Annotated in this window: 14 protein-coding genes; 4 read left to right on the forward strand and 10 right to left on the reverse strand. The window is 59.5% G+C overall.

Annotated elements, in window-relative coordinates; all coding sequences use genetic code 11:
- Nucleotides 1-75: 75 nt before the first annotated feature.
- The 8 genes from ruvB to PSAKL28_RS20300 form a co-directional block, all read right to left on the reverse strand.
- Entirely contained in the window at nucleotides 76-1,131 is a 1,056-nt protein-coding gene (gene ruvB / locus PSAKL28_RS20265; RefSeq protein ID WP_038613862.1) for a Holliday junction branch migration DNA helicase RuvB, read from the reverse strand.
- Nucleotides 1,132-1,740 (reverse strand): Holliday junction branch migration protein RuvA, encoded by a 609-nt coding sequence (gene ruvA, locus PSAKL28_RS20270; protein WP_038613864.1) that lies wholly within the window; start codon nucleotides 1,738-1,740, stop codon nucleotides 1,132-1,134.
- 108 nt (nucleotides 1,741-1,848) lie between these two features.
- Nucleotides 1,849-2,373, reverse strand: coding sequence for a crossover junction endodeoxyribonuclease RuvC (ruvC, locus tag PSAKL28_RS20275; RefSeq protein ID WP_038613867.1), 525 nt, complete (start codon nucleotides 2,371-2,373; stop codon nucleotides 1,849-1,851).
- Nucleotides 2,374-2,490: 117 nt separating this feature from the next.
- Nucleotides 2,491-3,237 carry a YebC/PmpR family DNA-binding transcriptional regulator gene (locus PSAKL28_RS20280; protein ID WP_038613870.1) on the reverse strand — a complete coding sequence of 249 codons (747 nt, stop codon included), beginning with the start codon at nucleotides 3,235-3,237 and terminating at the stop codon, nucleotides 2,491-2,493.
- Between the two features lie 120 nt (nucleotides 3,238-3,357).
- Nucleotides 3,358-5,133: an aspartate--tRNA ligase gene (gene aspS, locus PSAKL28_RS20285; RefSeq protein WP_038616901.1), complete on the reverse strand. Its 1,776-nt coding sequence runs from the start codon at nucleotides 5,131-5,133 to the stop codon at nucleotides 3,358-3,360.
- A 94-nt stretch (nucleotides 5,134-5,227) separates the two neighbouring features.
- Nucleotides 5,228-5,449: an FmdB family zinc ribbon protein gene (locus PSAKL28_RS20290; protein WP_038613872.1), complete on the reverse strand. Its 222-nt coding sequence runs from the start codon at nucleotides 5,447-5,449 to the stop codon at nucleotides 5,228-5,230.
- A gap of 93 nt (nucleotides 5,450-5,542) precedes the next feature.
- Nucleotides 5,543-5,860, reverse strand: a complete 318-nt coding sequence (locus tag PSAKL28_RS20295; RefSeq protein ID WP_038613875.1) for a ribbon-helix-helix domain-containing protein — start codon at nucleotides 5,858-5,860, stop codon at nucleotides 5,543-5,545.
- Nucleotides 5,861-6,120: 260 nt separating this feature from the next.
- Nucleotides 6,121-6,591: a Dps family protein gene (locus PSAKL28_RS20300; protein WP_038613877.1), complete on the reverse strand. Its 471-nt coding sequence runs from the start codon at nucleotides 6,589-6,591 to the stop codon at nucleotides 6,121-6,123.
- A gap of 321 nt (nucleotides 6,592-6,912) precedes the next feature.
- On the opposite strand from PSAKL28_RS20300, the gene PSAKL28_RS28425 reads away from it, so the two are divergent.
- On the forward strand, nucleotides 6,913-7,500 hold the full coding sequence (locus tag PSAKL28_RS28425) for a cold-shock protein (RefSeq protein ID WP_038613880.1): 588 nt from the start codon (nucleotides 6,913-6,915) through the stop codon (nucleotides 7,498-7,500).
- Nucleotides 7,501-7,567: 67 nt separating this feature from the next.
- Here PSAKL28_RS28425 and PSAKL28_RS20310 read toward each other — a convergent pair whose 3' ends face one another.
- A complete protein-coding gene (locus PSAKL28_RS20310) occupies nucleotides 7,568-7,774 on the reverse strand; it encodes a SlyX family protein (protein WP_038613883.1) in 207 nt (68 codons plus the stop codon).
- Between the two features lie 3 nt (nucleotides 7,775-7,777).
- The gene (locus PSAKL28_RS20315; protein ID WP_038613886.1) at nucleotides 7,778-8,203 is read right to left on the reverse strand and encodes an HIT family protein; all 426 of its coding nucleotides are present in this window, start codon (nucleotides 8,201-8,203) and stop codon (nucleotides 7,778-7,780) included.
- A gap of 813 nt (nucleotides 8,204-9,016) precedes the next feature.
- Between PSAKL28_RS20315 and PSAKL28_RS20320 the strand changes: the two genes are divergently transcribed.
- From PSAKL28_RS20320 to PSAKL28_RS20330, 3 genes are all read left to right on the forward strand, one after another.
- The gene (locus tag PSAKL28_RS20320) at nucleotides 9,017-10,330 is read left to right on the forward strand and encodes an OprD family porin (protein WP_038613888.1); all 1,314 of its coding nucleotides are present in this window, start codon (nucleotides 9,017-9,019) and stop codon (nucleotides 10,328-10,330) included.
- A 170-nt stretch (nucleotides 10,331-10,500) separates the two neighbouring features.
- The gene (locus tag PSAKL28_RS20325) at nucleotides 10,501-12,216 is read left to right on the forward strand and encodes a proline--tRNA ligase (protein WP_038613890.1); all 1,716 of its coding nucleotides are present in this window, start codon (nucleotides 10,501-10,503) and stop codon (nucleotides 12,214-12,216) included.
- Between the two features lie 18 nt (nucleotides 12,217-12,234).
- Complete coding sequence (locus PSAKL28_RS20330) at nucleotides 12,235-13,188, forward strand: lipoprotein (protein ID WP_038613893.1); 954 nt, start codon at nucleotides 12,235-12,237, stop codon at nucleotides 13,186-13,188.
- The last annotated feature ends 38 nt before the right edge of the window (nucleotides 13,189-13,226 follow it).

Below are 13,226 nucleotides of genomic sequence, written 5' to 3' on the forward strand. Positions count from 1 at the left end.
CATCGATTATGTCGTATTGCCAGCGTGGTCCTTCCATGACAGCCGATAGGACCACGAAAACAGCAGATAAATCTGTCATTCATCGGGCGGGGCGGAAAAACCTTCGCCATTGACCGACTCGCCGAGGCGATTGGGGATGTTCAGACCGAAGTGCAGGTAGGCATGCCGGGTTACCACCCGCCCCCGCGGCGTGCGCATGATATAGCCCTGCTGGATCAGGTAGGGCTCGAGCACATCCTCGATGGTATGGCGCTCCTCACTGATGGCCGCCGCCAAGCTGTCGACGCCGACTGGACCACCGTCGAACTTCTCGATCATGGTCAGCAGCAAGCGGCGGTCCTGGTGATCAAAACCGCGCTCGTCGACATCCAGCAGGTTCAACGCCATGTCGGCGATCGGCTTGGTGATATGGCCCTTGCCCCGCACCTCGGCAAAATCGCGCACCCGGCGCAACAGGCGGTTGGCGATTCGCGGTGTGCCACGGGCCCGCCGGGCTATCTCGAAGGCACCTTCATCCTCAATCGGCAGACCGAGGATGCCACCGGAACGGCTGACGATGGTTGCCAGGTCTTCGGTGTTGTAGAACTCCAGGCGCTGGACGATACCGAAGCGGTCACGCAACGGATTGGTCAGCATGCCGGCGCGAGTGGTGGCGCCGACCAGGGTAAACGGCGGCAGGTCGAGCTTGATCGAGCGCGCCGCCGGCCCCTCGCCGATCATGATGTCGAGCTGGAAGTCCTCCATGGCCGGGTACAGCACTTCTTCGACAATGGGCGACAGACGGTGAATTTCGTCGATGAACAGCACGTCGTGCGGCTCAAGGTTGGTCAACAACGCCGCCAAATCACCCGGACGCTCGAGAATGGGCCCTGAAGTACTCTTGATCGACACGCCCATTTCCTGAGCGATGATATTGGCCAAGGTGGTTTTACCCAGACCCGGCGGGCCGAAGATCAGGGTGTGATCCAACGACTCGCTGCGCCCGCGCGCCGCCTCGATGAACAGGGCCATCTGCTCACGCACCACTGGCTGACCGATGTATTCGGCCAGGCGCAGCGGGCGGATCGCCCGGTCCTGGACCTCTTCACGGTCACGCCCGGTGGCGGCTATCAGTCGATCGGCTTCTATCACTTAGATCATTCCCTTCAGGCTGCGACGGATCAGTTCTTCACTACTCAGCCCCTTGGCATCGACAGCAGCCACTGCCTTGCTGGCTTCCTGGGGCTTGTAACCCAGGGAGATCAAGGCACTGACGGCATCGGCTTCGGCACTGGAGACGGTGGCCAGCGGCAGCGGCCCATTGGGCACCAGGGCGAACATGGCCGGTGAGGTTTCCCAGGCTTTGAAACGGTCCTTGAGTTCGACCAACAGGCGCTCGGCGGTCTTCTTGCCGACACCGGGCACTTTGACCAGGGCCGAAGCATCCTGAGCCTGGACGCAGCGCACCAGCTCATCGACATCCAGGCCCGACATCAGCGCCAGGGCCAGTTTGGGGCCGACGCCGTTGAGCCGGATCAGCTCACGAAACAGCTCTCGCTCGCGCTTCTCATGGAAGCCATAGAGCAGATGAGCATCCTCACGCACCACCAGGTGGGTGTGCAAGGTCACCGCCTCGCCCACCTTGGGCAGGCGGTACAGCGTGGTCATTGGCACTTCGAGCTCGTAGCCCAGGCCATTGACATCAACAATCAGGTGCGGCGGCTGCTTTTCAGCCAGAGTGCCGCGCAAACGTCCAATCACGTTGCAATCCTTCCTCATGGGCGCCGGCAAACAACCGGTCAACCCTAACAGCAAATGCAATGGCCGATGGCATTGCCCGGTCAAAATTTGTTTCAACGCATGATGCTATCAGAGCCGCAAGCGTCCGCTACGGCTGCGCGCGGTGCCCAGGCCGTGCGGCAACAGGCTGGAGCGGGTGTGGGCATGGCACAGGGCGATGGCCAGGGCATCGGAGGCATCGATCTGCGGTTTCTGGGTCAGCTTGAGCAGATGCATGACCATCATCTGCACTTGTTCCTTGTTGGCCCCGCCTGTACCGGCGACGGCCTGCTTGACCTGGGTTGCGCTGTATTCGGCGATCTCCAGCCCTTCTTCAATGGCAGCGACAATGGCCGCGCCACGCGCCTGCCCCAGCTTCAGCGCCGAATCGGCGTTGCGCGCCATGAACACCCGTTCGATGCCCATGGTCACCGGGCCGTACTGGCTGATGATCTCTCGTACACCGCGAAACACGATCTGCAAGCGCTCCGGCAACTCGCCGCTACCGGTTCGAATACACCCGGAAGCCACATATTCGCAGCCCCGAGGCCCCTGGCGCACCACGCCGTAGCCGGTGATGCGCGAGCCAGGGTCGATGCCAAGAATCAGAGTCATAACGCCTGCATATTCAATGACGCATCTACGCGTCGTTGTAAAGACAGAAGCCGGACCCGCTTGCAGCCGCAAGGCGACTGCAGGTGGATCCGGCTTCCAACCAGCCAGGGCTGTAGGTCAGCCGAGACTTTCCATGACTTCGTCGGGAATCTCGGCATTGGAATAGACGTTCTGCACGTCATCCAGATCCTCAAGCATATCGATCAGCTTGAGCACCTTTTGCGCGCCATCCAGGTCCAGTTCGGCACTGGTGGTCGGCTGCATGACGATTTCCGCATCCGCCGCCTTGAAGCCTGCTTCTTCCAGCGCGTTACGCACGGCATAGAAGCTGGCAAACGAGGTGAACACGTCAAAGGAGCCGTCTTCATTGCTGACCACATCGTCAGCATCGGCCTCCATCGCCGCCTCCATCAGCGCATCTTCATCAACGCCCGCGGCAAAGCTGATCTGCCCCTTGCGTTCGAACAGATAAGCCACCGACCCGTCGGTGCCAAGGTTGCCGCCACACTTGCTGAAGGCGTGACGCACGGCTGCAGCGGTACGGTTGCGGTTGTCGGTCATAGCCTCGACCATGATCGCCACGCCACCCGGACCGTAGCCCTCGTAGCTGAGTTCTTCAACGTTATCGGCTTCGGTCGCGCCAGCGCCACGGGCAATCGCCCGGTCGATGATGTCGCGACTCATGTTGGCACCGAGGGCCTTGTCCAGAGCCAGACGCAGACGCGGGTTGGAGCCCGGATCGCCGCCGCCCTGCTTGGCGGCGACGGTCAGTTCACGGATCCACTTGGTGAAGATCTTGCCCCGCTTGGCGTCTTGACGCTCTTTACGGTGCTTGATGTTTGCCCATTTGGAATGACCAGCCATAACGACTCCGAATCCTTTGTAACAATGCCATGCACCTGCCCGGCGCAAACCGGGCAGGAACCATAAAATCAGTACTGCTTAACGCAAAGGCGCATCCATTTGGATGCGCCCGGGGTCCGCTTACTCAGCCTTGGGCTGTTCGCGCAGACGGATGTGCAGCTCACGCAGGGCCTTGGCATCGACCAGGCCTGGCGCCTGGGTCATGACGCACGCAGCGCTCTGGGTTTTCGGGAAGGCGATGACTTCACGAATCGACTGGGCGCCGGTCATCAGCATGACCAGACGGTCCAGACCGAAGGCCAGGCCACCGTGTGGCGGTGCACCAAATTTCAGGGCGTCGAGCAGGAAGCCGAACTTCTCTTCCTGTTCAGCCGCTTCGATACCCAGCAGACGGAACACCGCCTGTTGCATTTCCTTGCGGTGGATACGGATCGAACCGCCACCCAGTTCGGTACCGTTGAGGACCATGTCGTAGGCACGCGACAGCGCGGTGGCCGGGTTGGCCTCCAGCTCTTCAGGCGAGCACTTCGGCGCGGTGAATGGGTGGTGCAATGCAGTGAAGCTGCCGTCGTCGTTCTCTTCGAACATCGGGAAGTCGACAACCCACATCGGCGCCCATTCGCAGGTGTGCAGGTTGAAGTCGTTACCGACCTTAATGCGCAGGGCGCCCAGCGCCTCGCTGACGATTTTGGCCTTGTCGGCACCGAAGAACACGATGTCGCCGTCGACCGCGCCAACGCGATCGAGGATCACATTGAGGTTGGCTTCCGGGATGTTCTTGACGATTGGCGACTGCAGGCCTTCGACGCCCTTGGCGCGCTCGTTGACCTTGATGTACGCCAGGCCCTTGGCACCATAGATGCCGACGAACTTGGTGTACTCGTCGATGCGGCTGCGCGGCATGCTGGCAGCGCCAGGCACACGCAGGGCGGCAACGCGGCATTTCGGGTCGTTGGCCGGGCCACTGAAGACCTTGAACTCGACGTCCTTGAGCTGATCGGCAACGTCGACCAGTTCCAGCGGGTTACGCAGGTCCGGCTTGTCGGAACCGTAGCGGCGCATGGCTTCTTCGAAGGTCATGTGCGGGAATTCGCCGAACTCCAGGTCCAGGACTTCCTTGAACAGCTTGCGGATCATGTTCTCGGTCAGGCCCATGATCTCGGATTCATTGAGGAAGCTGGTCTCAATGTCGATCTGGGTGAATTCCGGCTGACGGTCGGCACGCAGGTCTTCGTCGCGGAAGCACTTGGCGATCTGGTAGTAGCGGTCGAAACCGGCAACCATCAGCAGTTGCTTGAACAGCTGCGGCGATTGCGGCAGGGCGAAGAAGCTGCCAGCGTGGGTGCGGCTCGGCACCAGGTAGTCACGCGCGCCCTCTGGGGTGGCACGGGTGAGGATCGGCGTTTCGACGTCGAGGAAGCCGTTTTCGTCGAGGTAGCGACGGATGCTGGAAGTGATCCGCGAGCGCAGGCGCAGCTTCTCGGCCATTTCCGGACGACGCAGGTCGATGAAGCGATAGCGCAGGCGGGTTTCTTCGCCGACGTCGGAGTACTCGTTGAGCGGGAACGGCGGGGTTTCGGCTTCGTTGAGCACGGTCAGCTCGTAACCCAGCACTTCGATGGCACCGGAGGCCATGTTGGCGTTCACAGCGCCAGCGGGACGCGGACGCACCTTACCGGTGATCTGCACCACGTATTCGCTGCGCACGCGATCGGCGGCGGCGAAGCTGTCTGCGCGATCCGGGTCGAAAACGACCTGAGCCATGCCTTCGCGGTCACGGATATCGAGGAAAATCACCCCGCCGTGGTCGCGGCGACGATGGACCCATCCGCAAAGGGTAATTTCCTGACCTTCCAGGCTCTCGTTCAGTTGGCCGCAATAATGGCTGCGCATCATGATGGTGGTTTCGCTTCTCGTCATTCGTGTGTTCAGTGGAGGTCTTGACGCCACAAAGGGCTAATAGTGCAAGACCCTGCCGGTGCAATTCAACTCAGTCGGCCTTGTCGCCGCCTGCAAGGTTCTTTTTCGCGCCGGTCTTGAAGTCGGTTTCATACCAGCCTGTACCGCCCAAGCGGAACCCCGGGGCAGAAATCAGCTTCTTCAGCTCGGGCTTCTGACACGCCGGGCAATCGGTCAGCGGGTCGGCGCTGATCTTCTGGAGGACTTCCATCTGGTGATCACAGGAAGCACATTGATAGTCGTACAGGGGCATAGGCGTGTCTCGTTAACCACAGCGCAGGCTGGTTCAGGCAGTAAAGAGCGGGATTATATATGGTTAAGGAGTGCTGTGCAGCCCGGCAACCGACTAGCGTGTCACCTGCGTGCCCAGCAGAAAGACCACACAGACCACCCGGATCAGGCCACTGAAATTTTTCACCCCGCCATAACGCAGGTGTACCTCGCGGTCCACGTAGGACAGCACGGCGTTGACCGAACACTGGTTGACCTCGGCGATCCGCTCAAGAATTCGCCAATAGACCTCTTCCAGTCGCAGACAAGTGGCAAATCCATTCAAGCGCACCGAGCGGGACAGCGGCTGGGCCAGGCCCATATTGAAGTTCGCCTCGAACGGATCGACCCCTTCCTTGCCCGGCCCGCCCGCCCCACGCCCTGCGCGATTCATCCATGAAGACATACAAGCACCACGCGATCTGACTAACAGGGAAATAACCCTGAGCAATGGTTTTCACTCAGAGACATACCCTAATAAAGCGCTGTGGTGCGGTTTGCTTCCAGCAGACCGGCTTACTCTCGCTGTAGGATTGCTCGGCAAGACAACATGGATCGCATCACGATAGAACGCCTTCCTTATTAACGATCAATGCCCGGCCCCATGAGAGATCCGGGCATCTATGCCTAAGCACTTACTGCCCTGCCGGACTATTAACCTTCCAGCAACGAGCGCAACATCCAGGCAGTCTTTTCGTGCACTTGCATGCGCTGGGTGAGCAGGTCTGCAGTCGGCTCGTCGCTGACTTTATCGAGCAGCGGGAAAATGCTGCGCGCCGTGCGGGTCACGGCCTCCTGCCCTTCCACCAGCTGTTTGATCATTTCCTCGGCAGGCGGCACGCCCTCTTCTTCCTTGATCGAAGACAAACGGGCGTAGATCGAATAAGCACCGGGCGCCGGAAAACCCAGGGCACGGATGCGTTCAGCAATGGAGTCCACGGCCAGGGCCAGTTCGTTATATTGCTCTTCAAACATCAAGTGCAATGTGCGAAAGGCCGGGCCGGTCACGTTCCAGTGGAAGTTATGGGTCTTCAGATAGAGTACATAAGTATCCGACAAGAGCCGCGACAACCCATCGACAATGGACTTGCGGTCTTCTTCGCTGATACCGATATCAATAGCCATGCGATTCCCCTTTCCATGATGTTTGATGATCAAGCAGGTACACCCCACTGTACCAAGACTTGTCACTGCCTGCAGTGCTGCACCTGCGACACGGCGCTGCAGGCGCCGACGGTTCTGGCCCGGAGCAGGCGACACACGGTTTGCCGATGATTTGAGAAGCCTTGGGCTTTGCTGTTAAATAGGCGGCGTGCCGCCCCTGACGATTGTCAGTGCAGGGGCGCATAGGCTGGCCTTTTCTCACGTTTTTGCGTTTTTCAAGCCAATGCGCGCCGTGATGTCAGCTCTTCCTGTGATATGCCTTATCAATGTGAGCCAACCAACATGTTCAAGATCGTCCACCTGTTGACGGGCGCTGCAGCTTTGCTGCTGTCCTTCATACCCAGTCTAAGAACCGATGCAGTGCCCCTGCTGCAGCAACCGGAGGCCATTTACCTGGCACTGTTCGGCCTGCTCAACCTGCTTCTCGCTCCCGTGGTCCCCCAGCACTACAAAGGCGCACGCCTGCACGTCCAGCGCCTGGCCAGTGTTTTGCTGGTACTGGCCGTGGTGCTGCAAACCCTGACCCTGCTGGCCCGCCCGGAACTAGGCAATCTGCCAGCGCTGAGCGTCACCCTGCTGGCCGTTGCGCTGCACTTGATCGCCGGCTTCCTCAAAAGCACCAGCGCGCGCAGCCAGCACACCCAGTACGACATGAGCAACCGCGATACCGGTACGGTCAAGTGGTTCAACACGTCCAAGGGCTTTGGCTTCATCTCCCGCGATTCGGGAGATGACATTTTTGTCCACTTCCGCGCTATTCGCGGCGAAGGTCACCGTGTCCTGGTCGAAGGCCAGCGTGTGGAGTTCTCGGTGATGAATCGCGACAAAGGCCTGCAAGCCGAAGACGTGATCGCCGCCCCACGGCGCTGATCCCGTGACAAATAAAAAACCGCGGCGCCTGGGCGACCGCGGTTTTTTTATGCCTGAACGCTAGCGTTCAATAATGCGGTGGCGGGGCCTCTTCTTCACTGCTCTGGTATTGGCCGACCATTTCCTCGTAACGCTTGAGCAGTGCCGCCATCTGCAACTGCAGGCGCTCAACCACCCGCTGCTGCTCGACCAGCACATCATTAAGGGCCTGGATTGTATCGTCCTGGAAGGCCACACGGCTTTCCAGCTCGGTTACCCGCGCTTCAAGTGTCATTTCTCACACCTCGGCGAATGTGAAGTTGTCATCGAGCACTGTCGCCAGACGCTTGCGAACATCGGCAAGCTGCTCGGCGCTATAAGTAGTTGCCGGTTTGTTTCCCCAGACAGGAGCAGGCCAGGCCGGGTCGTTACGTCGCCGCACGATGACATGCATATGAAGTTGACTGACGACATTGCCCAGTGTGGCGACATTCATTTTATCGGCAGCAAAACTGTCCTTGAGGTTTTCGGCCAAGGCTGTGGTTTCTTTCCAGAGTTGCGCCTGATCACTGTCATCCAGTTGAAACAATTCACTGATATCAGCACGACGCGGCACCAGAATAAACCAGGGATAGTTGGCGTCCTTGCTCAGCAACAGCCGACAAAGAGGAAAGTCCCCAAGCACATAGGTGTCTTCTTGAAGACGTGGATCCAGATCAAACACAGGGTATCTCCTACAACTGTTTAATACCTGGCCCATGCACAGCCAACCCCGCGCCACAGACCGAATGCTGCAGGATACCCCTGTTCGCGTAGCGGAGCATTGCCAGGTAGCCAGTAAAAAGTGGAAACGCACCGGTTTGGCCGCTTTTCTCCCTCCAGCTTTCGACAGACGTACCGGTAACAGCCCGCCGCCCCCGGAAACGCTACTTTTCGCACCAAAATGAGGCTTGCCTCATGCGCCTGGCACCCAAAGTATCCGCAAACTACCCAGCACAGCGTTTCCACGGTAACGCTTTGACTTAAAGGACAGTTTTTCCCTTATTCCAGAACAACCCACGCAAACGAATCTTTCGATCTTAGCCCCCCGGATTTACGGCACTTGGCGGCCCTCTCACGGGAGGATGTGAAATTTTTGTGAACCACTCGCGCTTTTGAGCACGCTTGTTGCATTCTCATCCGCCACAGTCGGCACGACAGCTGCAGTGATGCGGTGAAGCGCGACAAATAACAACAGTTGCATGGGTAAACCAGGGAGTACCGGGGCCGGGGGGCTAGATTGTTTTTACCTATCCTTAAGCCGTCCGGAACAGCGCTGGCGTTGTACGCCCCGTAAAATCGGGACGTGATTTGCGACAGGGACTTAACCGTTAGCGACATGACCGTAAAGTTACCGAAAGGTTCTTTGCCCCCATATCGCCAACTACAGTCTGCGTGATATACATTTCCGCCGACACAAAAAGAAAGAGCCGCGCCACATAAAAAAATCAATGGGCGACGGCAGTACTCTTCCTAAAAACCAAAGGAGCAAATCACGATGCGCGTGATGAAGTGGAGCATAATCGCCCTGGCTGTTGCAGCAGGCACCTCGCAAATGGCATTCGCCTCTTCGCAAAGTGAATCCAAGGGCTTTGTTGAAGACAGCTCGCTGAACGTCAAAACCCGCATGCTGTATTTCAGCCGTGACCCACGCAACAGCACGGCTCCGACAGATGGTAGCCCACGACGCTCCGAAGAAACCGGCCTGGGCTTTCTCGGCACCTACGAGTCCGGCTTTACCCAAGGCGCTGTAGGCTTCGGTGTTGACGCCATCGGCATGCTCGGGATCAAACTGGACAGCGGCAAGGGCCGTGCCGGTACCGGTCAGTTCCCTACTGGATCTGACGGTCGCTCCGAAGACTCCTTCTCTGAAGGCGGCGGCGCAGTCAAAATGCGCATCTCTGACACCGTCCTCAAGTACGGCACCCAGTTCACCGCCCTGCCGGTTCTGGCCACCGACGACAGCCGCCTGCTGCCAGAAACCATTGAAGGCTTCCTGCTCACCAGCAAGGAAATCAACGGCCTGGAGCTGAACGCCGGTCACTTCACCGCGCTCAACGCTCAATCGCAGTCGTATCACGACAGTATCGGTGGCAAGGATCGCCAGACAGGCATCAAGGGCCCTGGCCTGACCAGTGCCGACGTTCTCGGTGGTAGCTACTCCTTCACCGACAACCTGAGCGCCAGCCTCTACTACTCCAAAGTTGAAGATTACTGGCGCAAGTACTACGCCAACGTCAACTGGGCGCTGCCAATCAATGATGACCAAGGCCTGGTGTTCGATGTCAACTTCTATGACACCAAGAGCGACGGCGCTGCCCTGTATACCGCCTATGACGGCGACAAGCTGGACAACCAGGCATTCAGCCTGTCGGCGGCCTACAACATTGGCGCCCACACCTTCACCCTGGCTCACCAGCGTATAACCGGTGAAGGCGACTACGGCTATGGCATTGACGGTGGCGGCACGATCTTCCTGGCCAACTCCGTAGCCCGTTCCGACTTCAACGCCGAAGACGAGCGCTCCTGGCAGGCTCGCTACGACCTGAACATGGCCAGCTACGGCGTACCAGGCCTGAGTTTCATGACCCGTTACGTGACCGGTGAAGGTGCCAACGTCGAAGGCACCACCAACGGTAAAGAGTGGGAACGCGACATCGAAGCCAAGTACGTCCTGCAAGAAGGCCCTGCCAAGGACCTGAGCTTCCGCGTGCGTCAGGCCACCTACCGTTCCGCCGACGGCGTTTACTACGGTTCGTCCTCGCTGGACGAACTGCGTCTGATCGTCGAGTACCCGCTGAGCATCCTGTAAGCCCCGGGCTTTCAGTATCCCCAGTACGAAAAAGCCCGGCATTGCCGGGCTTTTTCTTGTCTCGATTCGGGCTGACAACGCCTTCGTGCTCCGGCATCCTGTACGCCACCGAATCGCCCCCGTACAATGCGGGGTCATTTAAAGTCTTAAGCAACCGACAACGGCCTACCATGCGCACCAGTCAATATTTGCTCGCTACCCAGAAAGAAACCCCTTCCGACGCGGTCGTCATCAGCCACCAGCTCATGCTGCGTGCCGGCATGATCCGCAAGCTCGCATCCGGCCTTTATACCTGGCTGCCGATGGGCCTTCGGGTAATGCGCAAGGTTGAGACCGTGGTCCGCGAGGAAATGAACGCCGCTGGCGCCCTCGAAGTGCTGATGCCAAGCATCCAGCCTGCAGAGCTGTGGCAGGAATCCGGCCGCTGGGAACAGTACGGCCCTGAGCTGCTGCGTCTGAAAGACCGTCACGGTCGCGATTTCTGCGTGGGCCCGACCCATGAAGAAGTGATCACCGACCTGGCCCGCAACGAACTCAACAGCTATAAACAGCTGCCATTGAACATGTACCAGATCCAGACCAAGTTCCGTGACGAAATCCGTCCGCGCTTCGGCCTGATGCGTGGCCGCGAATTCATCATGAAGGACGCTTACTCCTTCCATGCCGACCAGGCTTCCCTGCAGGATACCTACGACCGCATGCACCTGGCCTACAGCAACATCTTTACCCGCCTGGGCCTGGACTTCCGTCCTGTGCAAGCCGACACCGGCTCGATCGGCGGTAGCTACTCCCACGAATTCCATGTACTGGCCGAGTCCGGTGAAGACGATGTGATCTTCAGCGACAGCTCCGACTACGCCGCCAACATCGAGAAGGCCGAGGCCATTCCACGGGAAACCGTGCGCCTTGCGCCAAGCGAAGAGTTGCGCCTGGTCGATACCCCGGACGCCAAGACCATCGCGCAACTGGTGGAAAACTACGGCCTGGCGATCGAAAAGACCGTCAAGACCCTGATCGTCCACGCGGCCGAAGAAGGCAAGCTGATTGCCCTGATCGTCCGTGGCGATCACGAACTGAACGAAATCAAGGCCGCCAACCTGCCGGAAGTCGCCAGCCCGCTGGTCATGGCCAGCGACGAAGAACTGCGTGACGCCATCGGCGCTGGCGCAGGCTCGCTCGGCCCGCTGAACCTGCCGCTGCCATGCATCATCGACCGTTCGGTTGCGCTGATGAGCGACTTCGGCGTGGGTGCCAACATCGACGACAAGCACTATTTCGGCGTCAACTGGGAGCGTGACCTGCCCGTTCCACAAGTGGCCGACCTGCGTAACGTCGTCGAGGGCGACCCAAGCCCGGATGGCCAGGGTACCCTGGTGATCAAGCGCGGCATCGAAGTCGGGCACATCTTCCAGCTCGGCACCAAGTACAGCGAAGCACTCAAGTGCCAGGTACTGGGCGAAAACGGCAAGCCGGTGACCCTGAGCATGGGTTGCTACGGTATCGGCGTGTCCCGCGTGGTGGCTGCGGCTATCGAGCAGAACTACGACGAAAACGGCATCATCTGGAGCGACACCCTGGCCCCGTTCCAGGTCGCCCTGGTACCGCTGCGCTACGAAACCGAACAGGTTCGCGAAGCCACCGACAAGCTCTACGCCGAACTGACCGCCGCCGGTTTCGACGTGCTGCTGGACGACCGCGACAAAAAGACCAGCCCGGGGATCAAGTTTGCCGACATGGAACTGATCGGCATTCCGCACCGCATTGTGGTCAGCGACCGCGGCCTGGCCGATGGCAACCTGGAATACAAGCACCGCACCGAACGTGACGCGCAACCGCTGCCAGTGGCCGAGGTGCTGTCGTTCCTGCAAGCCCGCATCCGCCGCTAAGCCAACGCAAGAGTAATCATGTTCAAGCGAAGTACCTTTACCCTGGGGGGCGCCGCACTGAGCGGCGCCCTGTTGCTCAGCGGTTGCGCCAACCAGATGTCCCAGCGCAGCGAGCATGAGGAACGCATCGAGCGCAAGCTGCTCGAACACAGCCTGCAGATCGATGTCGGGGACCCGAAGGTACTCGAACTGCCCCAGCGGCGTGTGCGCATTCACGAACAGAAGAACTTCGAAGTCACCGAGTTCGAAGTCACCCGTCGATATGATCGCTACACGCCCTACCAACCCTGGCGGGAAGTCTACGAGATTCCCCTGGGCGCGGTGGCTGTAGTGGCCGGCGTCGGTGCCAACGTGGTCAATATTTTCGCGCTGGGCAACCTGCCCGATAGTGTTACCCGCGACTGGTTCAGCTACGGTGTCGACGGCCTCAACCCGTTCATGAACACCCAGTCCAATGGCCGCGCCCAGCAGAACCTTGCCGGGATCAACGAGGTCCAGAAGGACAAACGCCAGGAGTACACCAGCCTGCCGTGGAGCGATCGTCCGGTTGAGGTCAAGGCCGGCAAGGTCAACCATACGCTGACTACCGATCGCAACGGGGTGCTGTTGCTGAATCTGCTCGACAGCCCGTTCTCCGAGCAGAACCTGACCCACATCGGCACCCTGCACCTGCAGGTCGCCGATGAAGACAACAACGTCCGTGGCGATGCCAGCCTGCTGATCAGCAGCACCTTGCGCAACAAGCTGGTGGAAGCCCACGACCTGATCTTCGACGACCTTGAAGACGATGAAGTCAGTCAGTGGGTGCACCGGGTCAAACGCCTATCTGAACTGGGCCTGGAAGAAGAAGCCAGCGAGCTGGAGCAGAGCCTGATCGAACTCACCCGCAACGATCCTGAGCTGCAACAGGAGTTTCTCCAGTCACTGACCAAGGATGCCGGCCGTCTGGTCGCCGACCCTGGCGTGCATTGATCTATCGCGGGGCAAGCCCGCTCCCACCGGGATGATGA

The sequence above is a fragment of the Pseudomonas alkylphenolica genome, from assembly GCF_000746525.1.
Lineage (GTDB): Bacteria > Pseudomonadota > Gammaproteobacteria > Pseudomonadales > Pseudomonadaceae > Aquipseudomonas > Aquipseudomonas alkylphenolica.

Excerpts from the sequence above, each read along its gene's own strand:
- ruvC (WP_038613867.1), bottom strand. The coding sequence starts at position 2,373 with ATGACTCTGATTCTTGGCATCGACCCTGGCTCGCGCATCACCGGCTAC.
- PSAKL28_RS20280 (WP_038613870.1), bottom strand. The coding sequence starts at position 3,237 with ATGGCTGGTCATTCCAAATGGGCAAACATCAAGCACCGTAAAGAGCGT.
- aspS (WP_038616901.1), bottom strand. The coding sequence starts at position 5,133 with ATGATGCGCAGCCATTATTGCGGCCAACTGAACGAGAGCCTGGAAGGT.
- PSAKL28_RS20290 (WP_038613872.1), bottom strand. The coding sequence starts at position 5,449 with ATGCCCCTGTACGACTATCAATGTGCTTCCTGTGATCACCAGATGGAA.
- PSAKL28_RS20295 (WP_038613875.1), bottom strand. The coding sequence starts at position 5,860 with ATGAATCGCGCAGGGCGTGGGGCGGGCGGGCCGGGCAAGGAAGGGGTC.
- PSAKL28_RS20300 (WP_038613877.1), bottom strand. The coding sequence starts at position 6,591 with ATGGCTATTGATATCGGTATCAGCGAAGAAGACCGCAAGTCCATTGTC.
- PSAKL28_RS28425 (WP_038613880.1), top strand. The coding sequence starts at position 6,913 with ATGTTCAAGATCGTCCACCTGTTGACGGGCGCTGCAGCTTTGCTGCTG.
- PSAKL28_RS20310 (WP_038613883.1), bottom strand. The coding sequence starts at position 7,774 with ATGACACTTGAAGCGCGGGTAACCGAGCTGGAAAGCCGTGTGGCCTTC.
- PSAKL28_RS20320 (WP_038613888.1), top strand. The coding sequence starts at position 9,017 with ATGCGCGTGATGAAGTGGAGCATAATCGCCCTGGCTGTTGCAGCAGGC.
- PSAKL28_RS20325 (WP_038613890.1), top strand. The coding sequence starts at position 10,501 with ATGCGCACCAGTCAATATTTGCTCGCTACCCAGAAAGAAACCCCTTCC.
- PSAKL28_RS20330 (WP_038613893.1), top strand. The coding sequence starts at position 12,235 with ATGTTCAAGCGAAGTACCTTTACCCTGGGGGGCGCCGCACTGAGCGGC.